The 26142-nt window shown below is 72.1% G+C and carries 21 protein-coding genes; 12 read left to right on the plus strand and 9 right to left on the minus strand.

The annotated features are described in order from the left end of the window. Window positions 1-117: 117 nt before the first annotated feature. The 5 genes from L3078_RS41595 (at window position 118) to L3078_RS41615 (ending at window position 6994) form a co-directional block, all read left to right on the plus strand. A complete protein-coding gene (locus tag L3078_RS41595; protein WP_239759388.1) occupies window positions 118-1443 on the plus strand; it encodes an ABC transporter substrate-binding protein in 1326 nt (441 codons plus the stop codon). 129 nt (window positions 1444-1572) lie between these two features. Beyond that, window positions 1573-2493 (plus strand): carbohydrate ABC transporter permease, encoded by a 921-nt coding sequence (locus L3078_RS41600; RefSeq protein ID WP_239759389.1) that lies wholly within the window; start codon window positions 1573-1575, stop codon window positions 2491-2493. Continuing rightward, window positions 2490-3392, plus strand: a complete 903-nt coding sequence (locus L3078_RS41605) for a carbohydrate ABC transporter permease (protein ID WP_239759390.1) — start codon at window positions 2490-2492, stop codon at window positions 3390-3392. The genes L3078_RS41600 and L3078_RS41605 overlap by 4 nt, the downstream gene beginning before the upstream one ends. Window positions 3393-3394: 2 nt before the next feature. Next, window positions 3395-5113 carry a hypothetical protein gene (locus L3078_RS41610; RefSeq protein ID WP_239759391.1) on the plus strand — a complete coding sequence of 573 codons (1719 nt, stop codon included), beginning with the start codon at window positions 3395-3397 and terminating at the stop codon, window positions 5111-5113. Between the two features lie 48 nt (window positions 5114-5161). Continuing rightward, entirely contained in the window at window positions 5162-6994 is a 1833-nt protein-coding gene (locus tag L3078_RS41615; RefSeq protein WP_239759392.1) for a hypothetical protein, read from the plus strand. Window positions 6995-7078: 84 nt separating this feature from the next. On the opposite strand, the gene L3078_RS41620 is transcribed toward L3078_RS41615, so the two are convergent. Continuing rightward, window positions 7079-7744: a nucleoside/nucleotide kinase family protein gene (locus L3078_RS41620; protein WP_239759393.1), complete on the minus strand. Its 666-nt coding sequence runs from the start codon at window positions 7742-7744 to the stop codon at window positions 7079-7081. Here L3078_RS41620 and L3078_RS41625 point away from each other — a divergent pair. Genes L3078_RS41625 through L3078_RS41635 form a run of 3 tightly spaced genes read left to right on the plus strand, consistent with a single transcriptional unit; the run spans window position 7743 to window position 11886 of the window. Continuing rightward, window positions 7743-8714 carry an ANTAR domain-containing protein gene (locus L3078_RS41625; protein WP_239759394.1) on the plus strand — a complete coding sequence of 324 codons (972 nt, stop codon included), beginning with the start codon at window positions 7743-7745 and terminating at the stop codon, window positions 8712-8714. The genes L3078_RS41620 and L3078_RS41625 overlap by 2 nt on opposite strands. 56 nt (window positions 8715-8770) lie before the next feature. Next, window positions 8771-9529, plus strand: coding sequence for an HAD family hydrolase (locus L3078_RS41630; protein ID WP_239759395.1), 759 nt, complete (start codon window positions 8771-8773; stop codon window positions 9527-9529). Next, on the plus strand, window positions 9526-11886 hold the full coding sequence (locus L3078_RS41635; protein WP_239759396.1) for a glycoside hydrolase family 65 protein: 2361 nt from the start codon (window positions 9526-9528) through the stop codon (window positions 11884-11886). The genes L3078_RS41630 and L3078_RS41635 overlap by 4 nt, the downstream gene beginning before the upstream one ends. Window positions 11887-11923: 37 nt before the next feature. Here L3078_RS41635 and L3078_RS41640 read toward each other — a convergent pair whose 3' ends face one another. The 5 genes from L3078_RS41640 to L3078_RS41660 form a co-directional block, all read right to left on the minus strand. Next, window positions 11924-13039, minus strand: coding sequence for a serine hydrolase domain-containing protein (locus tag L3078_RS41640; RefSeq protein WP_239759397.1), 1116 nt, complete (start codon window positions 13037-13039; stop codon window positions 11924-11926). Window positions 13040-13176: 137 nt separating this feature from the next. Next, window positions 13177-14556, minus strand: coding sequence for a CAP domain-containing protein (locus L3078_RS41645; RefSeq protein ID WP_239759398.1), 1380 nt, complete (start codon window positions 14554-14556; stop codon window positions 13177-13179). 40 nt (window positions 14557-14596) lie between these two features. Beyond that, a complete protein-coding gene (locus L3078_RS41650; RefSeq protein ID WP_239759399.1) occupies window positions 14597-14914 on the minus strand; it encodes a YkvA family protein in 318 nt (105 codons plus the stop codon). Window positions 14915-15018: 104 nt separating this feature from the next. Next, window positions 15019-15402: a hypothetical protein gene (locus tag L3078_RS41655; RefSeq protein ID WP_239759400.1), complete on the minus strand. Its 384-nt coding sequence runs from the start codon at window positions 15400-15402 to the stop codon at window positions 15019-15021. Between the two features lie 278 nt (window positions 15403-15680). Beyond that, a complete protein-coding gene (locus tag L3078_RS41660; protein WP_239759401.1) occupies window positions 15681-16604 on the minus strand; it encodes a MurR/RpiR family transcriptional regulator in 924 nt (307 codons plus the stop codon). A 155-nt stretch (window positions 16605-16759) separates the two neighbouring features. Between L3078_RS41660 and L3078_RS41665 the strand changes: the two genes are divergently transcribed. Further along, window positions 16760-17149 carry a hypothetical protein gene (locus L3078_RS41665; protein WP_239759402.1) on the plus strand — a complete coding sequence of 130 codons (390 nt, stop codon included), beginning with the start codon at window positions 16760-16762 and terminating at the stop codon, window positions 17147-17149. After that, a complete protein-coding gene (locus L3078_RS41670; RefSeq protein ID WP_239759403.1) occupies window positions 17149-17976 on the plus strand; it encodes a DUF1206 domain-containing protein in 828 nt (275 codons plus the stop codon). Before L3078_RS41665 ends, L3078_RS41670 begins: the two co-directional genes overlap by 1 nt. A 77-nt stretch (window positions 17977-18053) precedes the next feature. Here the strand turns inward: L3078_RS41670 and L3078_RS41675 are convergent, their stop codons facing one another. Beyond that, entirely contained in the window at window positions 18054-19766 is a 1713-nt protein-coding gene (locus tag L3078_RS41675; protein ID WP_239759405.1) for a cholesterol oxidase substrate-binding domain-containing protein, read from the minus strand. A gap of 145 nt (window positions 19767-19911) precedes the next feature. On the opposite strand from L3078_RS41675, the gene L3078_RS41680 reads away from it, so the two are divergent. Together L3078_RS41680 and L3078_RS41685 are read left to right on the plus strand one after the other, a co-directional pair. Beyond that, a complete protein-coding gene (locus L3078_RS41680) occupies window positions 19912-20403 on the plus strand; it encodes a DUF6328 family protein (RefSeq protein ID WP_239759407.1) in 492 nt (163 codons plus the stop codon). A gap of 90 nt (window positions 20404-20493) precedes the next feature. Then, window positions 20494-23715, plus strand: coding sequence for an amidohydrolase family protein (locus tag L3078_RS41685; RefSeq protein WP_239759408.1), 3222 nt, complete (start codon window positions 20494-20496; stop codon window positions 23713-23715). 38 nt (window positions 23716-23753) lie between these two features. On the opposite strand, the gene L3078_RS41690 is transcribed toward L3078_RS41685, so the two are convergent. Both L3078_RS41690 and L3078_RS41695 read right to left on the minus strand, forming a co-directional pair. Next, window positions 23754-24977 carry a 4-hydroxybenzoate 3-monooxygenase gene (locus tag L3078_RS41690; protein WP_239759410.1) on the minus strand — a complete coding sequence of 408 codons (1224 nt, stop codon included), beginning with the start codon at window positions 24975-24977 and terminating at the stop codon, window positions 23754-23756. 109 nt (window positions 24978-25086) lie between these two features. Then, on the minus strand, window positions 25087-26073 hold the full coding sequence (locus L3078_RS41695) for a pyridoxal-phosphate dependent enzyme (RefSeq protein WP_239760697.1): 987 nt from the start codon (window positions 26071-26073) through the stop codon (window positions 25087-25089). Window positions 26074-26142 lie beyond the last annotated feature (69 nt).

Genomic DNA, 26142 nt, shown 5'->3' on the forward strand with positions numbered 1-26142 from the left:
GACGACGCGGCCGGGCGAGGCCGTGCCCCCCGGAAAGCAGCCCTCCTGCACAATGCACCCGTGCCGCCTCGGTCGGCGCGCCGTGCTCTGTCCCCTACCGAAAAAAAGGGATCGAAGATGACCACTGTGGGTGTGCGGCGCTCAAGCCGACTCGGCCGCGGCGGTATGCGCCGCCTGGTTCCCCTCGCTGCCGGTGTCTCGGCGGCCGCCCTGCTGCTCTCCGCCTGCGGAGGAGGGGAATCCGACTCGGGCGGTACCTCCAAGTCGCTGACGTTCTGGATCTCCACGGTTCCGGGGCAGGACGCGGGCTGGAAGAAGATGGTGGCGCAGTACGAGAAGGAAACCGGCGTCAAGGTCAAGCTGGTCAACATCCCCTACGACGGCTACGCGACGAAGCTGCGCAACTCCGCGCAGGCGAACTCGCTGCCCGACGTGGCGGCCGTGCCGGCGCTCGACCCGATCTGGTCGAACAAGCTGATCGACCTCAGCGACATCGCCAACAACAAGACGAACAAGATCAACGCCAACTTCGTCGCCAAGGACTCCTCCGGGAAGGTGCTGTCCATCCCCTCGGACGTCACCGCGTCCGGCATGTTCATCAACAAGTCCCTGTTCGAGAAGGCCGGCGTCGACTACCCGACCTCGCCCGACAAGACCTGGACCTGGGACGAGTTCATCAAGGCGGCGAACGAGGTCCGGGAGAAGACCGACGCCAAGTACTCCCTGACCTTCGACCAGTCGCCGTCCCGGCTGCGCGCCATGGTCTACGAGATGGGCGGCAAGTACGTCCACGCCGACGACTCCGGCAAGTTCTCGGTGGACGCGGCGACCAAGAAGGCCGTGAAGACCTTCGTCGGCTGGAACGACGACAAGACCATGCCGAAGTCGGTGTGGACCAGCGGCGCCGACCCGTCCGCCATGTTCCAGAGCGGTGACGTCGTCGCCTACTGGTCCGGCGTGTGGCAGGTCGCCGCCTACTCGGAGAGCATCACCAAGTTCGAGTGGGCGAGCGTCCCGACCCCCGCCCAGCCGGTGCAGGCCAGTGACGTCAACAGCGGTGGCATGACGGTCGGCTTCAACAACAACGCCGACGCGGCCGCCGCCGCGAAGAAGTTCCTGTCCTGGCTGTACGAGCCCGACCACTACAAGACGCTGTGCGAGACGTCCGGCTTCCTGCCGGTCGAGAGCGGCCTGAACCCGAAGTACCCCTTCAAGTCCGAGGCGGCGCAGGCGGCGTTCAAGCTCTACAACGAGTCCATCCCGCTCTACGACCCCATCTCCGGCTACTTCAACAGCGCGCAGACGGCCTGGGTGCTGAAGGGCAAGAGCCTCGCCGACGACCCGACCAAGGCGGAGCTCGGCAAGGCGATCAACGGAGAGCAGTCGTCCGACAAGGCCCTGCAGAACATCGTCGACGGCTACAACACGCAGGTCGGCGGCTGAGCGTAGGCAGGCAGTCCCGGGCGGCGGTGTCCCGACCCCGCCGCCCGGGCCCGCGGACCCCACCCACGTGATGCCGGGCTCATGACCTGAGCCTCCAGGAACCCATTCCACCAGCACGGAGTCAGGAAGATGACCAAACGCGCCCCGGACGCTTCGGACGTGTCCGTGAGCCCGCCCAGGAGACGAAGCAAGTACACCCTCGCACCGCTCGTCCTCATCTCGGGCAACGTCGTGCTCTTCGCGCTGTTCTTCGTCTGGCCGGCGGTGATCGGGCTCGTCTACTCCTTCACGAACTACACGGGCGTGGGGGCGTTCCAGTTCGTCGGACTGGACAACTACAGCAAGCTGTTCGGGGACTCCGCCTTCTACGACGCGATGAGCCGCACGCTGCTGTACACCGTGCTCTTCGTCCCGCTGAACTTCGTGCTCTCGCTGCTCATCGCCAACGTGCTGGTGAGCAAGCACGCCAAGGGCGCGTCGGTCGCCCGCATCTTCTTCTTCATCCCGTGGCTGCTGTCGCCCATCATCGTGGGTGTCCTGTGGCGGTGGCTGTTCGGTGAGAACTTCGGACTGGTCAACTACTTCATCGAGAAGGTCGGCGGGAGCGCCGTTCCCTGGCAGTCGAACGCGGACCTGTCACTGCTCGTGGTCGTGGTCGCGGCGGCCTGGGCCTGGACGGGCTTCTCGATGCTGCTGTTCATCGCGGCGATCAAGAACGTCCCGACGTCGTACTACGAGGCCGCCGCGCTCGACGGCGCCGGTCCCTGGCGCCAGTTCTTCAGCATCACCCTGCCGAGCATCGCCCCCACGTCCTTCATCGTCATCCTGCTCAACACGATCCACGCGATGAAGGAATACGCGGTGTTCGCCTCCCTCAACAACGGCGGACCCGGAACGTCGAACAACCTGATGGTCCAGTACATCTACCAGACGGGGTTCAAGTCGGGCCAGATCGGCTACGCGAGCGCCGCGTCGTTCGTGCTCATGCTCATCCTGATGGCCGTCGCGATCATCCAGATGATGGTGAACCGGCGGGTGGAGAACCGATGACAACCACAGACATGCCTCGCAAGGTCGACGCCCGGCCCGCACGACCTGTCCGCAAGAAGCGGTCCGGCGGCTCGGCCACCGGCGGTCTCCGGCGCGCGATCGCCCCGACGACCCTGCTGTGGGTCCTCGCGGCCCTCTACGGGGTGCCGGTGCTGTGGTTCGTCCTCAGCTCCCTCAAACCGGCGGGAGACCTGTTCTCCCTTCCGCTGACGGTGTTCCCCGAGAATCCCACCGTGTCGGGCTACAAGGAGGCGTGGGCGAGCGCCAACTTCTCCGAGTACTTCATCAACACGACCATCGTGTGTGTGATCGCGACGATCCTCACGGTGGGAGTCAGCTGCTGCACCGGGTACGCGCTGGCCAAGTACGACAACAAGTGGCTCAAGGCGTTCTTCCTCTGCATCCTGGCCACCACGATGCTGCCGGCCGAGGTCATGCTCGCCCCGCTGTTCCTGGTGGTCCGCGACCTCGGCTTCTACAACTCGCTGTCCGGCATCATCCTCCCGGCCCTGCTCACCGCGACCGGCTGCTTCATGTTCCGCCAGTTCTTCCTGACGGTCCCCGACGAACTCATCGAGGCCGCCCGCATCGACGGCGCCAAAGAGCTGTCGATCTTCCTGCGGATCATGGTGCCGCTCTCCCGGCCCATCATGCTGACGCTCGCCATCCTGTCGTTCCAGTGGAGGTGGAACGACTACATCTGGCCGCTGCTGATGCTGAACGACCCGGAGAAGTTCACGGTGCAGATCGGCATCCAGAGCCTCGTCGGCGCGCAGAACATCAACTGGTCGGTGCTGCTGGGCGGTTCGGTCATCTCCATGGTCCCGCTGATCGTCGTCTTCCTGGTGTTCCAGAAGTACGTCATGAACGCCGACATCAACGCCGGACTGAAGGACTGACCTTGCCCTCCGCGCTCGACCACGAGTTCGTCCGCGCGGCGGCCCGCGCCGCCGACCGGTCGGCCGTCCCCCTGGCGGCCGACCCGGACGCGGAACCCGCCGGTGTGCCGCACCGTGGTCTGGCGCGGCGGGTGAAGACCCTGGTCGCGGCATACCGTTCCCCGGACTCGGAACTGCACGGCGGCGAGCGGGCCGTCGCCGCCGCGCTGACCCACCTGCGCGCCCTGCGGGCCGTGCAGACGCCCTCCGGCCTCTTCGCGGGTGGCGACAACGTGCAGTCACCGCCGGACTCCGCGTTCACCGTCAACGACGTGTGCGACGCGTACGTCCTCGCCGCCGACGGGGGACCGGAACTGCGCGAGGTCACAGCCGCGCTCGCCGACATCGCCGGCGCCGCCACCGGCAGCCTCCTGACCGGCGGCGTGCACACCCCGAACCACCGCTGGGAACTGAGCGCGGCCCTCGCCCGGCTGCACCGGTCCTTCCCCGACGACCGACTCCTCGACCGCGTCCAGGAGTGGCTCGCCGAGGGCGTCGACATCGACGCGGACGGCCTGTACTCGGAACGCAGCGCCGTCTACGCGTCCATCGTGACCAACCCGGCGCTGCTCCTGCTGGCCGAGACGCTCGGCCGGACCGACCTGTCGGCGGCCGTCGAACGCAACCTCGCCACCACCCTGGACCTGATCCGACCGGACGGCACGGTGGAGACCGTCCACTCGCGACGGCAGGACCAGAAGCTCACGTTCGCCCTGTGGCCCTACCTGCCGCACTACCGGCTCCTCGCGATCCGCACCGGCCGGGGCGACTTCGCCCGGGCGGTACGGCTGGCGGCCGCCGGCGGCATCGACGACCCCGACCTGCTCGCCCAGACCCTCCTCACCCCGGACCTGAGCCACGAACTGCCGGCCGAGGACGCGGAGACGCTTCCGCGCGCGAGGTACCTCACCACCGCTCGCCTCGCCACGCACGCCTCGGCCACCGCGCACACCGTGGTGTACGGCGGCTCCGACGTGCCCGAGCACCGGCGCATCCGCTCGGGTCTCGCCTGCAACCCGACCTTCCTGCGCCTGTTCGCCGGGGACGCCGTCCTCGACGCGGTCCGCCTCTCGCGCGGCTTCTTCGACCTGGGCCCGTTCCGCGCCGCCGCCATGGAACGGCTCGCCGACCACCGGTACCGGCTCACCCAGAGCCTCACCACCGCCTACTACCAGCCGCTCCCGAAGGACCACAGGCGCGACGACGGCGCCTACCGCCTGGTGGACGAGGGCCGCTTCTCCGCGGCGATGGCCTTCCCGGACCGTCCTGAGGACGAGGTCACCCACACCACCCGGGTCGAGGTCGACCTGCGGGAGGACGGGGCCGACCTGCGGATCGACATCAGCGGCCCACCGGTGCCCTGGGCCCTCGAACTGACCTTCCGGCCGGGCGGCGAGCCCCAGGGCGCCGTACCGCTCGGCGACGGACGCTGGTGCCTGACCACCGGACCCATGACCTACCGGGCCGGCGACGACGAGATCCGGGTCGAGGCCCGTGTCGAGGCGGGCGAGCCGCTCGCCGGGCCGGACCGGAGCGACATACTGCGGTACGACCCGGGCCAGGACTACACCGTGACCGGCGGCACCGACGCGACGACCGGGAACCGCGTCCACCTCGGCGGCCACGGCCCGCACACACTGACCCTCGCCCTGCGCGCCCGCCGCCCCGCACCCGTCGTCTGACCCGACGCACCACGTCATGGCCACCCCAGGCATGAAGGACTGATCCCCGTGCACCTCCCACGCCAGCTCGGTTCGCTGCACGACCTGCCGGACACTCCGGAGGCGTACGACGCCGTGCTCGCCGACGTCACCGAGCAGGCCCTGGCCCGCCTCACACCCGAGGGCAACCTCGAACACCCCGACTGCGTCGACGACATCGGCGACACCTCTCTCGGCATCACCTCCCTGCTCGCCCTCGCCTGGCAGCGCACCAAGGACCCGCGTCTTCCGGAGGCGGTCGGCCGCAGCACGGACTTCCACCTCCGCGAGCGCGTCTACACGGACGACAACCCCGGATACCCCAACCTGCGGGTACGCGACTCCGGCTTCCCGTACGCCCGTTACACCCTCGCGCCCGGCGCCCACCCCATCGGCGACTGGCCGAGCACGGTCTGGGCGCTGCTCCAGGCCGTCAACCTGCTCGACCTGGCCGACGGCCTCCTCACCGACGAACAGACCGACGCCCTGCGGGAGATGAGCCGCGGCTACTGGCGCTGGCTCACCGAGGCGACCTTCTTCAACCCGCAGGAGGCCGGCAACCAGGCCATCGGCTGCGTCGTCGGCGGCCTGATGCTGGCCCGCCACCTCCCGCCCGAGGACGCCCGACGGGTCCGCGAGCAGGCGATCGCCCTGTACGTCGACGAGATCCGCGCGCACCGGGTGCGCGACCGGGGCGCCCTCCTCCCGCCCGAGCACGGCGGTGCCTGGGACAACAACTACGGCCCGATCTCCCTGTCCTTTCTCGCCCAGGCCCACCGGGTCAGCGGCGAGCAGATCTTCGCCGAGGACGGGGAGACGGTCGCCCGCTACCTCGACGCGCGCCTGACGGTCGGCGGCTTCGACCTCGGCGGCCCCCGCTACAGCGAGCAGCACTCCGGCTTCGAGTCCGTGCTCGGCCTGCGCTACTTCGGCCACCGCGTCGGCGCCGACCTCGGCCGCTACCGGGGCGACCTCCGCTGGGGCCGGCACGCGGTCAAGCCGGACGGCGGGGTCGACGGCCACTTCGCGTGGATGCTGGTCTGGCAGATCCAGGACACCACGCCCTGGCACCGCACCCCGTCCGCACGGCCCGTCCGGCACCAGCTGCGCGCCGGCCGGGTCTCCGTCGCCTTCGACTCGAAGATGACGCCCGCCCTGATCGAGACCGACGGGACGTACTTCCTCGCCGCCGCCGTCAACCGCCAGCACGGCTTCGGCCCGGTCGTCGACGGCTTCCTGCTCTGCCGCCCCATGGGCGAGACCCGCGTCCGGGACGTCCGGGCCGACGGCCTCACCGCCAAGCTGGTCACCAAGCCCGTCGTCACCCGCGACCACGTCCTGCGGCACGTGCAGTCCCTGTACGTCACCGACGGCACCCGACTGTGGACCACGGTCGCCGTCGAACGCCTGCCCGGATCGCCGTACCTCCTCGCCGGACTGCCGTACGTGGCCGACGACGCCGAGGGCCTGCGCCGGATCGCCGACGCCGACGTGGCCTCCGCCGGCGACCTGTGGCTGACCCACCCGGCCGCCGAGGGCCCCGAGTTCTTCGACGCCCGCGCCGACACCACCCAGGAACTCGCCGCCTTCGCCCTCGCCGCCGACCCCCGCGGCTACGGAAACCCCGACGAGGGCTGGTCCCACCTGGTGGCCTCCACGGCCATCGAGGCCACGCCCGCGCCGGGAGCACCGGACGACCTCGATGTCTTCGCCGTCCGCCACGGCGGCTCCGGCGAGGTCTTCGACCCCACGTTCGACCGCGTCGCGGAGGGGCTGAGGGTCCGCACGGAGGCGTTCACCGCCGTGATCGGTGACCCGGCGGGCGACGACCGGGGCGAACCGACCCTGACCCTGCGGCCCTGACCGCCCCCGGCCCGCCCACGGGCCGCACCAGCCGGCAGCCCGACGTTCCTGACGACGTCGGGCTGCCTCATTTCCGCCCCCTCCCTATGCTTCCGTTCCCGTCTCCACCGCCGGCATCGCCGACGCCGGCACCACCAGGTCCGCGTACGGCCTGGTCGTCGCCACCAGCTCCGCGTTGCGCTCGTCCGTGCGGAGAACCCAGGCGACCGCCTCGTCATGGCCCTTGCCGAACTCCTCGTGCCGGGCGACCAGACGACGGACACGCTCGGCCTCGTCGAGATCGCAGAACCACACCTCGTCGAGACGGGACCGGACACGTGACCACGGCTCGCCGCCCACCAGCAGATAGTTCCCCTCGGTGACGACCAGCCGCGCGGACGGCGGGACCGGGATCGCCCCCGCGATCGGCTGCTCCAGGGTCCGTTCGAAGCCCGGCGCGTACACCACGTCGTCCTCGTCTCCCCGCAACCGCTCCAGCAGGGCCGCGTAGCCCGCCGCGTCGAAGGTGTCCGGCGCGCCCTTGCGATCCCGGCGGCCGAGGCGGTCGAGCTCCACGTCCGCAAGATGGAAACCGTCCATGGGGACATGGGCGACCCAGGGCTCGCCGTCCCCGTTCAGCGCCCGGGTCAGCCGCTCCGCCAGGGTCGTCTTCCCCGCGCCGGGGCCGCCCGCGATACCGAGGAGCGCGCGGCGGTCGGGGCGGGCCAGGGCGGCGGCCCGGCGCAGCAGGTCGTCGAAGGTCAGAGGCATGAGGAAGACGGTAGACCCGACCGGCGTACTCCGGGCCGGGCCGGGCAGACGAGCCCTGCTGTCGTTCGAGCGGGACAAGTGGAAGGTGCCCATGTGTGCGAGACCCTGGTCGGAGCGGGACGGCGACGACGAGGCGGTGCGGGAGGAACTGGCGCGGCTGCGCGCCGAGGTACGGCAGCTGCGCACCCGTACGGAGGGCCGGCGGCTGATCGCCCAGGCCCAGGGCATGCTGCGGGAGCGCTACGCCCTGCCGGACGCCGAGACCGCGTTCGCGCTGCTCCAGCGGGCCTCGCAGCAGTACAACGTCAAGCTGCGGACCCTCGCCGACGCGGCGGTCAGCGCCCCGCGTCCGGGTGCCCGCGACGCGCTGTGGTTCCCCGGCCGGGCCCGGCACGCGGAGCCGGCCCTCAGCTTCGCGGAGGCACGCGACCGCCGCACCGGACGCGGCAACCGGAGCGAGGTGCTGACCTCCGTCCTCAGCCAGGCCCTCACCGTCGTCGGCACCGACATGGGCAACGTGCAGATCGCCGACCGTACCGAGGGCGGACTGCGCATCGAACGGCACACCGGACACCCGGCGGAGTTCGTCGACTTCTTCGCGCACGTCGGTGACGACGGCACCGCCTGCGCCAAAGCCGCGCGGGACGTCGCCCACGTCACCGTCCAGGACGTGGCGACGGACCCGGTGTTCACCGAGGACGCCCGCGCGGCGATCCTGCGCGCGGGCAGCCGCGCCTGCCACAGCGTGCCCCTGACCACGTCCTCCGGACTGTGCGTGGGCATGGTCTCCGCCCACTTCGAACGCCCGCTCAAGGGGTTGACGCGCGCTCAGCTCAAGGCGCTCACCGTCGCCGCCGCCGAGACCGGCGAGTGGCTCGCCTGGTACGACCGGACCGTTGTCCTGGACGCCCTGGAACACCTCCACACCCTCGGCCGCGCGCACGGCGGCGGCAGCATCACCCGCCGATGACCGGGTTCTTACCCGCCCGGCACACTGACGCCCGCCCCGCTGGGAACCCCCACCTCATGACAGAGACGACCCAACTCACCGAACTGGGCCTGCCCGAGCGGATCCGCGCCTGCCTCTTCGACCTCGACGGAGTGATCACCAAGACGGCCGTCGTGCACGCCGCCGCGTGGCGGAAGGCGTTCGACGAGTTCCTGCGCCGACGCGACGGCGACGCCTTCCGGCCCTTCGACCCCGCCGCCGACTACGACCAGTACGTGGACGGACTGCCCCGCGCCGACGGCGTCCGCACCTTCCTGGCCTCCCGGGGCATCCACCTCCCCGAAGGCACCCCCGACGACCCGCCCGACACCCCCACCGTGCACGGCCTCGGCAACCGCAAGAACGAGATCCTGCTGGACCTCATCCGCACCGACGGCGTCGAGGCCTACGACGGCACCCTGCGCTACATCGAACGCGTCCGCGCCCACGGCCTGCGCACCGCCGTCGTCTCCTCCAGCGCCAACTGCCAGGACGTCCTGCGCTCCATCGACGCCGAGGACCTCTTCGACGTACGGATCGACGGCGTGGTCGCCGCCGAACGCGAACTGCCGGGCAAACCCCGCCCCGACACCTTCCTCGCCGCCGCCCACGACCTCGGCGTCGAAGCCGCCGACGCCGCCGTCTTCGAGGACGCCCTCGCCGGCATGGACGCCGGACGCGCCGGCCGCTTCGGACACGTCGTCGGCCTCGACCGCGTCGGCCAGGCCGACGCGCTGCGCGCCCACGGCGCCGACACCGTCGTGGCGGACCTCACGGACCTGGGGGAGTGGGCGTGATCACACACAGGTCGTACGGCGTCGAACCGTGGGCGCTGCGCGAACAGGGCCTGCACCTCGACGTCCTGCCGCAGAGCGAGTCCGTGTTCGCCCTCGCCAACGGACACATCGGCTGGCGCGGCAACCTCGACGAGGGCGAACCCCACGGGCTGCCCGGCACCTACCTCAACGGCGTCCACGAACTGCACCCCCTGCCCTACGCGGAGGCCGGCTACGGCTACCCCGAGTCCGGACAGACGGTCATCGACGTCACCAACGGCAAGATCCTCCGCCTCCTCGTCGACGACGAACCCTTCGACCTGCGCTACGGCCGACTGCGCTCCCACGAACGCGTCCTCGACCTCCGCGCGGGCGTGCTGCGCCGCAGCTGCGAGTGGACCTCCCCGGCCGGCACGACCGTCCGGGTGCGCTCCACCCGCCTGGTGTCCTTCACCCAGCGGGCGATCGCCGCCGTCGCCTACGAGGTCGAGGCCGTCGACGGCGAGGCACGCATCGTCGTGCAGTCGGAGCTGGTCGCCAATGAGCAACTGCCCCGGCGCGAGGGCGATCCCCGGGCCGCCGTCGCCCTGGAGTCCCCGCTGGAGCCGGAGGAGCACTTCGCCGACGGGACGCGGCTCCGGCTCGTCCACCGCACCCGGCGCAGCGGTCTGCGCGTCGCGGCCGCCGCCGACCACGTCGTCACCGCGCCCGGCCAGATCACCACCGGCGGCGAGAGCAGGGACGACGTCGCCCGCGTCACCGCCACCACCGTCCTGGCGCCCGGCGAGCGCCTGCGGGTGGAGAAGACGGTCGCCTACGGCTGGTCCGGCACCCGTTCGCTGCCCGCGGTCGGCGACCAGGTCGACGCCGCGCTCTCCGCCGCCGCGTACGGCGGCTGGCAGGGCCTCGTCGACGAACAGCGGTCCTACCTCGACGACTTCTGGGCCCGCGCGGACGTCGAGGTCGACGGCGACGAGGAGATCCAGCAGGCCGTACGGTTCGCCCTGTTCCACGTCCTCCAGGCGGGCGCCCGCGCCGAACAGCGCGCCCTGCCCGCCAAGGGCCTCACCGGATCCGGCTACGACGGCCACGCCTTCTGGGACACCGAGGCCTTCGTCCTGCCGCTGCTCACCCACACCGCCCCCGGCGCGGTCACCGAAGCGCTCCGCTGGCGCCAGAACACCCTGCCCGCCGCCCGCGAACGCGCGGCCCAACTCGGCCTGAAGGGCGCCGCGTTCCCCTGGCGGACCATCGACGGCTCGGAGCGCTCCGCCTACTGGCCCGCCGGCACGGCCGCCTTCCACGTCAACGCCGCCATCGCCGACGCCGTGGTCCGCCACACCGCCGCCACCGGCGACACCGCCTTCGAACGCGACACCGGCGTCGAACTCCTCGTCGAGACGGCCCGGCTCTGGCGCTCCCTCGGTCACCACGACCACCACGGCGCCTTCCACATCGACGGTGTGACCGGCCCGGACGAGTACAGCGCCGTCGTCGACGACAACACGTACACCAACCTCATGGCCCGAGCGAACCTGCTGGCCGCCGTCGACGTCGTCGAACGCCACCCCGACCGCGCCCGGCGGCTCGGCGTCGACGACGAGGAGAGCGCCGCCTGGCGCGACGCCGCCCACGCCATGTACGTCCCCTACGACCACGAACGGGGCGTCCACGAACAGCACGCCGGGTTCACCCGCCACCAGCGCTGGGAATTCGAGAACACCGGGCCCGACCAGTACCCGCTGATGCTGCACTTCCCCTACTTCGACCTCTACCGCAAACAGGTCGTCAAACAGGCCGACCTGGTCCTCGCGATGTACAAGTGCGGCGACCACTTCGACGACGACCAGATGGCCCGCGACTTCGCCTACTACGAGCCGCTCACCGTCCGCGACTCCTCACTGTCCGCCTGCTGCCAGGCCGTCATCGCCGCCCAGGTCGGCCACCTCGACCTCGCCCACGACTACGTCACCGAGTCGGCGCTGATGGACCTGGCGGACCTGGAGCACAACACCCGCGACGGCCTCCACATCGCTGCCCTCGCCGGCACCTGGACGGCGCTGGTCGCGGGCTTCGGCGGGATGCGCCACCACGGCACGACCGTCGGCTTCGCACCCCGCCTCCCCGAGCGTCTGAGCAGGCTCGCCTTCAACCTCGGGCTGCTCGACACCTGTCTGCGCGTCGAGATCCGACCCCGCCACGCCACCTACACCCTGCTCTCCGGCGACTCCCTGACGATCCGCCACCACGGCGAACCGGTCACCCTCCACGGGGACAAACCCCGGCGCCTGGACATCCCGGCGCCGAAACCACCAGGCCCGGCGCCGGACCAGCCGCCGCACCGGCGCCCGGGCCGCCACCGGGGGAGGGCGGGCTGAGAGGCCGGGTCGGTCGAGGACACGCTCCGCGCGGCCGTCAGCCGCAGAACGCGGACTCCAGCGTGCGGTTGACCGTCGCGTACACCGTGCCGTTGTTGGACGTGTTGGCGAACGAGGTCACACTGCGCTTGCCGCTCTTCGAGGTGAACGCCCAGGTGTAGTAGCCCTGCACCGTCCCCGTGTGCCCGTACACCGAGACCCCGCACGACAGGTCGCGCCGGCGCAGCCCCAGGCCGTACGCCTGGGTGCTGTTCACCGGAGTCCACTTCAGCATCTCCTTCAGCCGGGCCGCCGAGGTGAGCTTGCCCTGCACCAGCGCGGACATGAAGGTGTTCAGGTCCTTGGCACCGGACACCAGACCGCCCGCGCTCTGCGCCCACGACGTCGTCTGCAGCGTCGAGTCGATCTTCTTGCCGGTGGAGTCGGCGGTCATGTACCCGCGCGAGTGCCTGCCGGGGATCGTGTTCTTCGGGTGGACGTAGAACGTGTCCGCGAGCTTCAGCGGCTTGATGATCCGGTCCTGGTACGCGGTCGCCACCGACTTCTTGGTGATCTTCTCGATGAGCATCCCCGCGACGACGAAGTTGGCGTTCGAGTACGCGTAGGACGCGCCCGGCTTGTTGGTCAGCGGCTTGGCGAGCGACAGGTCCATCAGCTGACGGTAGGTGAACACCTTGTTCCGCACGTTCTCGAACCCCGCCACGCTGGGGGAGAAGAGGGTGTTGGCGTAGTCGTACAGCCCGCTGCGGTGGCTCAGCACATGGCGCACGGTGATCTTCTTGTCGGGCAGCAGCCCCGGCAGATACGTGTTGACGGAGGTGTCGAGCTTGAGCTTGCCCTCGTCGACCAGCTGCAGCAGGACCACCGCCGTGAACGTCTTGGTGACGCTGCCGACGCGGATGCGGTCGCCGGTGCCGATGGCCCGCTTGGTGGACCGGTCCGCGACGCCCTCCGCGAGGTGGTGCGTCTTGCCGTTGTCGTCGATCCTCGCGAACGCGCCCGGCGCTCCCTGCGACAGCGCCGTGCGCAGCGTTTTTCGCAGCTCGGTCGTGTCCGGGCCCGCGGCCGGGGCCGCGTGGGCGGGGACCGTCAGGAGGGACAGGACGACCGCGCCCAGCGTCGCCACACCCGTGCCCACCGTTCTCGAAACCATCTGAACCATCCGATTCGTCTCCTGTTGCCCGCCGTCATCGACAGGTGCATTGGAGTCGAGCGATCACGGAGAGTCAAGTAGCCAGGTCTGGGGGCGAGTTGCCCGACTCGAAAGAGGGACAGTCGGATGGATCGGTTTCACCCGCCGAAGAGCTGGGTCCAGTACGTGCTGGCCGCGCCGCCGCCGACGAAGCCGATACCTATATGGGTGAAGCCGGGTTTGAGGATGTTCGCCCGGTGCCCGGGGCTGTTCATCCACCCGAGCACCACCTCGGCGGCGGACCGCTGGCCGCACGCGATGTTCTCCCCGATGGACCGCCGGGTGGAGCCGGCGGCCGCCGCGCGGTGCCAGGGTTCGGCGCCGTCGGGGGAGGTGTGCGCGTAGAAGGCCCGCGCGACCATGTCGGCGCTGTGCGCCTGGGCGGCGTCGGTGAGATGGGGGTCGGGGGAGAGCGGGGGGAGGCCGGCCCTGGCCCGTTCAGTGTTGGTGAGGGCGATGACCTCGGTGGCGGTCCGGTGGAGGCCGGCGGGAGTGAAGGGCTGCGCCCAGAGCGCCGTCCAGTAGACGGTTCCCGAGCGGGGGTCGGTGGCGTGGCCCAAGCCCGCCTGGGTGCAGGCGGGTTCGCAGAGGGTGCGCCTGGCCTCGGGGTCGGAGCGGCAGTAGTCCACGAACTCGCCGGGGGTGCGGGGACCGGAGACCAGGTGTTCGCCGACGGTGAGGTAGGCGTAGCCGGTGGAGGTGACGCGTTGGTGGACGGAGAGGCCGTCGCTCTCCGAGCCGAGCCGGCCCTGGGCGGCCATCGCGGAGGCGTGGGCCTGGGCGGCGGTCGAGAGGCGGGAGTCGGGTGCGACGGGCGGAGAACCCTCGGCGGCCCGGGTGGAGTTGACCAGGTCGAGGAAGTGGGTGGGGGTGGAGGTGGGGGGTGGTGGGGTTGTGGGGCGCGTGCGGGTCGGTGGGGGCTGGTCGCGCAGTTCCCCGCGCCCCTGACGGGGCGCGAGTCCCGACGCGGGCACCTGTCCGGGCGCGCCCGACGTCGCGTCCTCCAGTACCTCCACGCCGAAGTCCCTCGCCACCCCCGCCAGTCCGTCCGCGTATCCCTGGCCGAGGGCCCGTATCTTCCAGCTCGTGCCCTTGCGGTACAGCTCCGCCAACAGCAGTACGGTCTCGCTCCGGGGCCTCGGTGGGGTGAAGCGGGCGAGTGTGCGGCCGTCGCGGCCCGTGACGAGCAGCGTCGGTGCGGGCAGATGGCCCAACGGGGTGCCGGGCTCGGCGGGGCTGACGGCGACGGTGAGCCGGGTCGCGCCGGGGCGGAGGCCCGGTGGATCCACCGTCAGGGTGTCGCCCGCCAGCCGGGCCCCGGGGGCCGTCGGCTGGTTGTAGAAGACGAAGTCCGCGTCGCCGCGGACCTTTCCGGTGTCGTCGGTGACGAGGGCGGAGACGTCGAAGGGGCCCGGCACCCTGATCGTCAGGGTGCCGCTCGGCAGAGGGGCGTTGCCCCCGGGTACCAGCTCGTTCATCGGTGCCGTCCGTCGCAGTGACCGTCAGCCCGACAACGACTCATCCCCGCAGGGCGGTTCCCGTGCCCTCCTGCCGCTCCATGGCGGCCAGGGCGTCCTGGCGGCCGGAGCGCATGGACCTGATCGCCAGCAGCAGGACGCCGATGTCGTCCAGGTAGACCGGGTCCGGCACCAGGTCGGTCGGCAGGACGAGATAGAGGACGGCACCCCAGAAGACCCACTTGGGGCCGGTGGGAAGTCCGGCCCGGCGCAGCTCGCGTCGGGTGCGGACGAGCCGCAGGAGCAGCCAGACGGCGGCCCCGAGCAGAGCGGCCGCGGCCACCGCGACCGCGATGATCACCCACGTCCAGGAATCCATCGGTCCCGCCCCTCTGTCGGGCCGGGCGGTGCGCCCGGCCGGTGCCTGTCCATCGTCTTCCCCCGGGCGGTCCCGTGTATCGCGGCGCGCGGGGGCGGGGACGGTCAGTGCGAGGCGCGGGCCAGGTTGTGGTCGACGAGGGCCTGGCTGACGGCCCGGATGGAGCGGGCCATGTGGTTCAGCTGCATGACCTCGGCGGCGTACATCTTGATGGTGTGCTCGATGACCGACTCGGACATGCCGAGGTTGGGCAGCTCGGCGCGGGCCGTCTGCAGGGCGGTGCGGGCGACCCGGATCTCGTGCTGGACCTGGATCTGCGCGTGGCGGGCGAGCAGCACGGGGTGACGCATCATCGCCGGGTAGGTGCCGTAGCGGGCCGGGACCAGCTCGCGCAGCCACTTGGCCGCGGACCTCTCCCAGTCGTAACTGCCGGGTGTCTTGACCTGACACGGCCAGTCCGTGCGGAGGGGCGAGGTGGTCAGGGCCATGTGTGAACACTCCGGTCTTGCATCGACGCCATGGGTGCAGCAGCGGGTGGGGCAATCCGGGCGGCCCCGGCATAGGGGATGGCCGGGGCCGCCTCCCGGGGCGCCGTGGCGGGTAGGAGCGGACGGTCCCGGGTGGACGACGTCACCCGGCGTTCCACCGGGTCACGATCCGCGAGCAGTATTTATATATACCCCTGAGTATGCAAGGGCATGGAAAAATTCATGCCGGGAAAGACAGGAAGAATCCACCGCTGTCCTGGCATGGGGGTGGAGTGCGATCAGTCCCTGAGGAAGAACTGATGCTGCTCCGACACCTGCTCGTACGCCTCCAGCCGGGCCTGGGTGCGCTCGGGGTCGGCGTCGGTCATGGCCTGGAGCAGGGCGGAGGACATCATCACGGGGGCCGCGTAGGAGTCGAAGACCAGGCGGGATCCGGTGCCGGTGGCGAAGACGGCGTCCGCCTCGTCCGCGAGCGGCCCGAGCGCCAGATCGGTCACCAGGGCCACCTTGAGCCCGGCACCGTGGGCGACCCGCAGCGCGGTCAGCGTCTCCTGCGCGTGCCGGGGCATGGAGAACGCCAGGACCCAGGTGCCCCCCGCCTCACGGGACTGCAGCAGCGTGTCGTAGGCGACCGTGCCGCCCTTGGTCACCAGCCGGACGTCTGGGTGGATACGGCGGGCCGCGTACGCGAAGTACTCGGCGAGCGCGCCGGAGATCCTGAGGCCGAGGACGGTCAGCGGGGCCGACAGGGACAGGGCACGGCCGATCTCGATCACCTGGTCGGGATCGGCGAAGTCGCGCCGCAGGTTCTCCAGGTTCTCGATCTCGGCGTCCACGGCCGCCTGCAACTCGTTGCTGCGGTCCGCCGCCGAGACGCCCGGGGCGCTGCCGAGGGTGGCCAGCGCGATGGACTGGAGCCGCTCGCGCAGCGCGGGGTAGCCGCTGAAGCCGACGGCCGCCGCGAACCGGGTCACCGAGGGCTGGCTCACCCCGACCCGCTCCGCGAGATCGGTGATCGACAGGAACGCGGCCTCGGTGATGTGCTCGATCAGATACTGCGCGATCCGCCGCTGCCCCGGGGAGAGCCGCGGGCCGTCGAACAGCTCCCTGAGCCGGGACGTGGGCGACTGCCCGGTCTCCGGCGCGGTCCGCCCGGACGTGATCGCTGATGCCTGCGCACGTGCCTGCTGCGGCGATGGCACCCGCGTGCCTCCTTCGTCTCCCACGAGCACTCAACATAGCCCACGGCCCGTGCGGCGCCGGGCCGATCGCGCGACCTGCGAGAACCCCGTTTCGGGCAGACGATGGGGGTACTCGGGGTACCCGCACCCTGTCGCTCACACGAGGGAGAAGGCTCGTGACCCTGCCCAGTCTGCCCGTGTCCCAGGTGGAGGTCGTGCTCTGCGACTGCTCCGCCCAGGACGCCGAACGCGTCTTCGCCTGTCTGCGCGCCCACTACGAGTCGGACCGGCGCCCCGACGACCCGCCGCACGAGACGGGCACCGACCGGCCCACGATGTGGACCGGCATGTACGACACCTCCGCCGCCGTCTCCACCGGCGCCGGCGGGCACGCCGAGCCGCCGTCCGCGCCCGTCACCGTCGAGGTCCAGGGCAGCCCGGCGGCCGTACGGCTGCTGCGGTCCGCGCTGGAGGAGGAGTACGCCGTGCGTCAGGTCGGCGTGGAAGCCGGCGACCAGGAGGTCCAGCTCCAGCTGCGGGTCGAGGGGCGGGAGGGGCGGGTCTGATGACGACTCTGGGGGTGGGCAGCCGGCGAGCGGCACGAAGTTCGGTGACCGAGGGCGCGGCTCGCGCCGGACTGACCGCGCGCGGCGTCATCTATCTGCTGGTCGGGGCGCTGGCCCTGCAGATCGCCTTCGGCGGGAGCTCGGAACAGGCGGACCGACAGGGCGCCCTGGAGGAGATCGCCGAGAAGCCGCTGGGCTCCGTGATGCTGTGGGCCCTCGGCGTCGGCCTGGTGGGCATGGCGCTGTGGCGGCTGTCGGAGGCGGTGTTCGGGGCGGCGGGCCCCGACGGCCGCAAGTGGACCAAGCGGCTCGCGTCCGCCGCGCGCTTCGTCTTCTACGCCTTCGTCGCCTACTCGGTGCTGACGTTCGCATCGGGTGGGGGCAGCGGGGGAGGCGGTGGCGGTTCCAGCGACGAGCAGTCCCGGGACGTCACGGCCCGCGCGCTCGAACTCCCCGGCGGCCAGTGGCTCGTGGGTGCGGCGGGCGTGGGCGTGATCGCCGCCGGCGGGTGGATCGGCGTACGGGCCGCGATGCGCTCGTACCACAAGCATCTGCGGCTCGGTGAGATGTCCCGCCGGACGCGGCAGGCCGTCGATGTGACCGGGGTGGTCGGCGGGGTCGCCCGTGGCCTGGTGTTCGCCACGGCCGGTGTCTTCGCCGTCCGCGCCGCGATCCAGTACGAGCCGGACGAGGCCAAGGGGCTCGACGACACCCTCCGTTCCTTCGCCGACGCCCCCGCGGGCCCGGCGCTCCTGGCCTGTGTCGCGGCCGGGCTGGTCCTGTTCGGACTGTTCTCGTTCGCCATGGCGCGCTGGCGCAAGGTGTGAGACACCGGGAGGCGGAGCCGGCCGGAGCGCGGCACGCGCCGCCTCCGGCCGGCTGCCGGATTCGCTCACGGGAACACTTACGGGAACAGTCGGTCGAGGAACGCGTTCCCATAGACCCGGTGCGGGTCGAGCCGGTCCAGGATCTCCAGCGCTCCGGCCCAGCCCGGTCCCGCGCCGTCGTCGAACGACTCCGGTACGACGGTGCCGAGCACCTCCTCGTCGCTCCAGGCGGCCTCGTCCGTGTAGGCCCAGCCCTTGGACCACTCGACCCGGGTGAGGGCGTGGCCGCCGTCGTACGTGGCGAGCAGGAACCGCTCCAGCTCCCGGAAGAACGCCTCGGCGTGCGGCGTCCCCGGCAGCGTCAGCACGTCCAGCCACACGGCGGTGTCCCATTCGGGCCGGTCGGCGCGCGGCCGCAGCGCCGACAGCAGCGGGGCACGGGCACCGGCCACCCCGACGTCCGCCGGGTCGTCGAGGCCGGTCACCCGGATCTCCACCGACCCGTTGACGGGGAACCGCCCCCGGGCCGCGTACGCGGCGAGCCGCTCCCGGTAGAACGCCGCGAACTCGGAGACCACCCGCTGCACCTGGTCCCGCGAGGTGAGCACCGCGTACCCGTTGGCCGTCACCCGCAGGGTCGTCGGCTTCAGATACAGAAGCGTGTTCTTCGACGGCCCCCAGATGTCCGCCGAGAACGTGGTCGTCAGCCCCAGCGAGGCCGTGGTCAGCTGGGCGTTGCCCAGCACCGGCGCGAGATGCCAGGCGGCGTCGGACACCATCCGCCCGACGAGGTCGGCGACGACGGTCGGCACGTTGTCCGAGAAGGGATAGTTGTACGGCGAGGTCACGCGCCGCGAGGTGAGCGGACGGGTCGGCTCGACGCTCCACACCTTGAACCAGGGGAACTCGGTGAACGCGAACCAGATCGCCTCCAGCCGCCCCGCCTCGTCCAGGAAGCTCGCGCAGGTACGCCCGCCGGTGCCGGGCGCGGCGAACAGCTCCCCGGCGGGGATGTCGGTCCGGCTCAGACACCGCAGATTGTTGTTCTCCCCGACCCGCAGCACGACCTCGGTGACCAGCGCCCGGCCGACATGGGTGAGCAGCGCGGCCCCGTCCGCGTCGTCGCGCCGAAAGGTCCGCAGGACGTACGCGTCGCTGTCCGCGTCCCAGACCACCGCCGTCAGCGACAGGACGAGATTGCTGAGCGAGCCGTACGTGTGACCGGGCGGCCGGGTCTCCCCGCGCGCCGGTACGGCCGTGCCGTGCGCGTCGACGGCGAGGGCGCCGCCGATAGAGAGGTCACCGGGCGCGGGGCAGGCGGTCACTCCGAGGCCGTGGCCCTCCAGGAAGGTCAGCAGCTCTTCCAGCGAGGCACCGGAGCCCACCCGGACGGCGGCCGGGTCGGTGGACTCCAGCGTCATGGCGGTGAGGTGGGCGGTCGTGTCGACGAGCAGCAACGGGGCGTCGGAGTCGGTGCCGGGGGTGATCGTCAGGGGCGACCAGCCGTGGGAGAGGCCGCGCGCGCGGACCCTCCAGCCCTGCCGCCGGGCCCAGTTGACGACCGCCACCGCCTGCCCGGCGTCGGCCGGCGCGCACGCCCACAGGCCGGAGGCCGTGATCTCCCCGTCCCAGTTGCGGTACACCGACCGGTACAGCTCGACGTCCGCGGGGAAGCCGGGCACATCGGCCGCGGCGGCGGCCGGGTCCTGGCGGACGAACTGCGGGGTGAGGGCGAGCGCGGCGGCGCCGAGGAGGAAACCCCGGCGGGACGTTGCTGAGGAGTCGGTCACGGCGATCACGCTAAGCCGGAAATGACACAAGTGACCGACCAGGCAACTGGATTCACTCGTGTGAGTGAAGCTGTGGAGGGGTGTGCGTGCCCGGCGGGTCACGGCACCATCCAGGGAAGGGAACATCGACCGACCGGGAGGACCTGTGACCGAGGTGCACGGCAGCCGGGACCGAGGCCGCGACGAGACCGAGGACGAGCGCGCCGACCGCCGCTGGAGCGAACTCATCCAGGAGGTGCGGGTGGCCCAGACCGGGGTGCAGATCCTCTTCGGCTTCCTCCTCACCGTCGTCTTCACCCCGCGCTACGACGACCTGCCGCAGACCGAGAAGACCATCTACATCGTCACCGTCGTCCTCGGCGCCGCCGCCACCGGCGCCCTGATCGGCCCCGTCTCCTTCCACCGGATCGTCGCCGGCCGCCGCATCAAGCCGGCCGCCGTGGAGTGGGCGAGCAGACTGACCGTCGTCGGCCTCATCCTGCTCCTCGCCACGATGACGGCGGCCCTGCTGCTCATCCTGCGCGTGGCCACCCACGACGAGTACGTGCCATGGCTCGTCGGCTGCGTGGTCCTCTGGTACCTGCTGTGCTGGTTCGCACTCCCTGCCTGGATCCGCCGCCGCCACGCCGGCGACTGACCGGCGCCGTCACACCCGTGGGTGACGCCCCCCGATGGCGTGAATGGTGGTGTTGCCCGTGGGGCGGGTGGTGCGCGAGCGTGGCGTGTCATGGACCGTGACCAGAGTCGCCCCACCCCGCCCCTGAGCCGCCGTCGACTTCTCGCCGCCACCGGTGCCACGGGGGCCGCCGCGGTCCTCGGCACCGTCGGCCCGGCCGCACCCGCCGCCGCCCGGCCCCGTACCGCCGGCGCGGGCCGCACTCTCACCTTCACCCGGGCCACCAACGGCTCGGCGACCCTCGCGCCCGCCGGCGGCACACTGATCGCCGAGATCCAGAGCGGCCTGTGGTCGGTTCCGCGTGGCGGTGGCAAGGCGGTCCCCCTCACCCCGGCCGGCCTCGAACCCAACCGGCCCACGTACTCCCCGGACGGCGAACTCGTCGCCTTCTGCGCCTACCAGGGCGGCGGCTTCCACCTGTGGACCATGCGCCCCGACGGCTCCGACCTGACGCAGCGCACCGACGGCCCCTGGGACGACCGGGCACCGGCCTGGTCACCGGACGGCACCCGGCTCGCCTTCGGCTCCGAACGCGGCGGCGACCCGGGCGCCGCCTCCGGCGGAAGCCCCTACCGCATCCACGTCCTGCACCTCGCCACCGGCGAGATCACCCCCGTCACCGGCCTGCCCGACCAGGACGGCCCCCTCCAGGACGGCCCGTGGGAGGACTTCGACCCCACCTGGTCACCGGACGGCACCCGCCTGCTGTTCGTGCGCGGCAAGGTCGTCACCTCCGGCACCACCCCGTCCGTCGAGGCCCGCACGGTCGCCGCCGTGGCCGCCGACGGCTCCGGAGCCGTGACCGTCGAGCACACCGAGACCACCGCCGCCCAGGTCATGACCCCCGCCCTCGCCGCCGACGGCCGCCTCGCCCACCTGCGCACCACGGCCGCCCCCAACGGCTCCTGCACCCTCGTCGTCGACGGGCGGCCCGTCGAGGTCGACGGCGACCTCGCGCCCGTGCCGCCCCGCTGGACCACCGACGGCCGACTGCTGGTCACCCTGGACGGCGCATTCAGCCTCGTACGGCCCGAGGAACCCGCGCGGGCCGAGCGGATCCCCTTCGAGGGCGTGCTCCCGGTCGACCGGCCGCGCTACCGGGTCAAGGAGTACGACCTGGGGGAGGAACGGGTCCGGCCGGTACGGGGCATCCACCTGCCCGCCCTGTCGCCGGACGGCCGCAGCATCGCCTTCGCCGCCCTCAACTCGCTCTGGCTGGGCGGTACTTCGGGCGGCCGCCGACCGAAGAGGCTGCGCGAGTCGCCGCCCACCCGCACCCTCCTCGCACCCTCCTGGGCACCCGACGGACGCTCGCTCGTCTACGCCGACGACCGCGACGGCCTCCTCGGCGTGTACCGACACGATCCGGCCACCGGCGAGGAGACCGCCCTCGCGACCGGCGGCCGGGTCATGCCCGCGCTCTCGCCCGACGGCGAACGGCTCGCGTGCCTCGACATGGCCGGCCGGCTCGTCGTACGGGATCTGGCGAGCGGAGAGGAACGCGTGCTCGTGGCACCGCTCGGCGGGGGCGGAATCCCCGGCAGGCCGAGCTGGTCGCCCGACGGCCGGTACCTCGCGCTGTGCGATCGCAACCGTCTCGGCGCCCGTTTCCGCGAGGGCTACAACCTGATCCGGGTCGTCGACGCCACGACCGGCGCCGACCGGCTGCACGCGGTCGCGCCCCACACCTCCATCGCCGACCGCTACGACTCCGGCCCCGTCTGGTCACCCGACGGACGCTGGATGGCCGTGATCGTCGAATCCGCGCTGTGCCTGCTGCCGGTCGCCCCCGACGGCACCCCCCGGGGCAGACTCCGCACCCTCACCACCGAACCCGCCGACCACCCCACCTGGTCCGGCGACTCCACGACCCTGCTCTACCAGTCCGGCACCCGGCTCCGCCTGATCGACGTCAACGGCGACCACACCCGAACCGTCCGGGTACCGCTCGACCGCACCCGGCGCACCCCCGCCGACACCGTCGTCCACGCCGGACGGCTGTGGGACGGCACCGGCGAGACGGTCCGCGACGACGTCGACATCGTCGTCCGCGGCGGCCGCATCACCGCCGTCGAACCGCACCGGGGCAACCGCCGCGCCGCGCTCCGCCGGATCGACGCCTCCGCGCACACCGTGATCCCCGGCCTCTGGGACAGCCACACCCACCCCTGGCAGAGCACCTACGGCAGCCGCCAGGCCACCGCACAGCTCACCTACGGCGTCACCACCGCCGTCTCCCTCGGCGGCTTCGCCCACGAACAGGCCCGCATCCGCGAGGAGGTGAACGCCGGCCGACTCGCCGGACCCCGCCTCCTCACCACCGGCGAACTCCTCGACGGCGCCCGGGTCGCGTACAGCATGGGACGCGCCCACCGCACGAAGGCCGGACTGCGCCGCTCGCTCGAACGGGCCGAGGCGCTCGACTGGGACTTCGTCAAGACCTATGTACGAGCGCCCGGTTGGGTGATGAGCGAGGCCGCGCGCTTCGCCCACGAACGCCTCGGCGTCCGCACCGGCGGCCATCTGCTCTCGCCCGGCATCCAACTCGGCCAGGACCTGACGACCCATCTCCAGGCCACCCAACGCGCCGAGTTCGGCCACGCCATCACCGCGAGCGGACAGGCCTACCAGGACGTCGTGGAGATCTACACCCGGCAGGGTGTCGACTTCTCCCTGATCGCCACCCCCTTCACGGCCGCGCCCCTCATGGGCGCCGACCCGACGCTGGCCGACGACCCCCGCGTCACGGTCGTCATGCCGCCGTGGGACGCCGCCGTCGTCCGGCAGGGCGCGGCCGTCCCGCCGACCCACGCCCAACTCGCCGCGCTGCGCACCGAGACCGGTATCTACCGGCGGATCCTCGCGGCCGACGGCGTCGTCGCCCTCGGCACCGACCAGCCGCTCGGCCCCGTCGGCCTCTTCCTCCACCTCGCCCTGCGCGCCCTGCACGCCGGCGGCCTCACCCCCGCCGAGACCCTGCGCACCGCGACCGCCCTCCCGGCCCGCCTGTTCGGCCTCGACGACGACCTCGGCACCGTCGAGACGGGCAAGCTCGCCGACCTGACGATCGTCGACGGCGACCCGTTCACCGACTTCGCCGACCTCGTCCGCACGGTGTCGGTCCTGCGCGGCGGGACCCCTTTCACCACCGAGGAGTTGGTGGCCGCCTACCGGCCCGCCGCCCGCCGCGCCGAGGCCGCCGCGACGGAGGAGGACTGGCTGGAGGTCGGTCGGCTGATGCGCCGGGACGGCTGCTGCCACGACGGCCACTGACGTCTCGACGACGGTGCCGCCGCGAGGACCGGCCGACGTCAGTGATCGGTTCCCTTGCCGATGAACAGTTCCGCGAAGGTCGACGCGGCGGCGGGGGAGCCGAGCACGCGGCGGAGCCTCGCGGTGGCGGCGCCGGCGCGGAACGGGTCGCCGGACGACGGCCCGTGCAGCAGCTCCGCCAGCCACTGCGAGAACTCCTGGTAGTGCCAGACCCGGCGCAGACAGGCGTCCGAGTAGCCGCGCAGCCCGCTGTCGTCGCCCTTGCCCAGGCGGGCGATCAGGGCGTCCGCCAGGAGGAGGGCGTCGTGCAGGGCCAGGTTCATGCCCTTCGCGGCGATGGGCGCGACGAGGTGCGCGGCGTCACCGGCGAGGTACAGCCGGCCGTACGCCATCGGCTCGGTGACGTAGTTGTGCATGTCGAGCACCCGCTTCTCGACCAACGGCCCCTCGGTGAGCGGCCGGGCGCCCGGCGCCGCGAGGCGGGTGTGCAGCTCGGACCAGACCCGGTCGTCCGGCCAGTTCGCCGGATCGTCACCGGCCGGGACCTCCAGGTAGTAGCGGGTGACCTCGGGGCTGCGCGCCATGTGCCCGGCGAACCCCCGGGGATGCACCCCGAGGACGACGCAGTCGGACGACGGGGGCGCCTCGGCGAGCAGCGCCAGCCACCCGACCCCGTGGTCGTGCCGGGCCACCGTGGCGTGCGCGGCCGGCAGCGCGGCCCGGGTGACCCCGCGGGCGCCGTCGCACCCGGCGACGAACTCGCAGGCGAGGACGTGCCGTTCGCCGGTGGCCGGGTCCACGTACGACACGGACGGGTGCTCCCCGTCGATGTCGTGCAGTTCGACGTCCCGCACACCGAAGCGGATGTCGCCGCCCCGGACGTCCGCGTACTCCCGGACGAGGTCCGTCACCAGCAGCGGCTGCGGATAGACGTAGTGGTGGTGACCGGTGATCTCCGTGTACGGGAACCGCCGCCGCTCACCGGCGAAACGGAACTCGAACTCCGTGTGCAACGGGGCCCGTTCCACGAGCCGGTCGGCCAGTCCGCGCCCCTGGAGCGCACGCACCGCCCACTCCTCCAGGAACCCGGCCCGGGGGCGGCGCTCGATGAACGCGCGGCTCTCGGTCTCCAGCACCACACAGTCCACGGAGGCGGCGCGCAGGATGTTGCCGACGGTGAGCCCGGCCGGTCCGGCGCCGACGATGACGACGGGGGTGCGCTCGGGCGGAGTCGGGCCCGGGAGGGGAGTGGGGGTGGTCACCCGAACATTATGCCGGGCGACCGGTGAGCGACCTCAAGTGCAGTGCGGGCCAAGGGCGTTGGGGGTAAGGGTGTTGGGGACAAGGACGTCGGGCCCCGGTGGCTCCGGGTCACCGCAGCTCGAACCGGCGCGCCCACTCCGCGATGTCGGCCGTCGTCGCGTTGCCGCCGCAGACCACGAGGCCCAGCCGGGCGCCGTCGCCGACGCGTGCGAGGACCTGCCGGGCCGCGGGCAGCAGACAGCCGGCGGCCGGCTCCGTCCACACCTTGCCGTGCTCGGCGAAGTCGAGAACCCCTTGCACGGCTTCGGCGTCGGAGACCACGAGGACGTCCTCGACGAGGGCGGCCACATGGTCGTACGTGAGCCGGGAGGCGGAGGGCGCGCTGAGGGTGGTGACGACGGAGGAGAGGGGGACGGTCACGGGGCCGCCCGCCGTGATCGCGTCGGCCATGGCCGTGGCGCCGACGGTTTCCACGCCCCAGACGCGGACGCCCGGCAGCAGGGCCCGGAAGGCGGCGGCGACACCGGCGACGAGCCCGCCGCCACCGATGCTGACGAGCACGTCGGTGAGTACGCCGGAGCCCGCCGTCGCCCCGGCGTCCGGCAGGTCCTCGGCGAACTCCAGGCCCACGGTGCCCTGTCCGGCGATCACCATCGGGTCGTCGAACGGGTGGACGAGGGTGAGGCCCTCCGACCGGAGCTGCTCGGCGAGCGCGAACGCCTCCGCCATCCCGTCGGTGAGCCGCAGCGAGGCACCGGCGGCCTCGACGAGGTCGGCCGCCCGGCGGGGCGCGGATTGTGACATCACCACGGTCGCCTTGATGTGCAGCGCGGCGGCCATGTGCGCCAGCGCGATGCCGTGGTTGCCGCCGCTGACCGCGACGACCCCGGCCGCCCGCTCCGCGTCCGTCAACGTCAGCAGCTTCGCCGTCGCGCCGCGCGCCTTGAACGAGCCGGTGCGCTGCAGCAGTTCCAGCTTCGTGGTCACCGGAGCGCCGAGCAGCGCGGACAGGCCTGGGCTCGCGAGGGTGGGGGTGCGCACGACGTGGCCGGCGATGCGCTGGGCGGCGTCCTGGATCTCGCCGATCCCGATCAACACGATGTCACTCCGTTCGGTGGGGCGGGGGCATGGGGTGCGTTGTCGGGTGCGGGTGCGTGGGGCTTC

The sequence above is a fragment of the Streptomyces deccanensis genome (assembly GCF_022385335.1).
GTDB classification, from domain to species: Bacteria; Actinomycetota; Actinomycetes; order Streptomycetales; family Streptomycetaceae; genus Streptomyces; species Streptomyces deccanensis.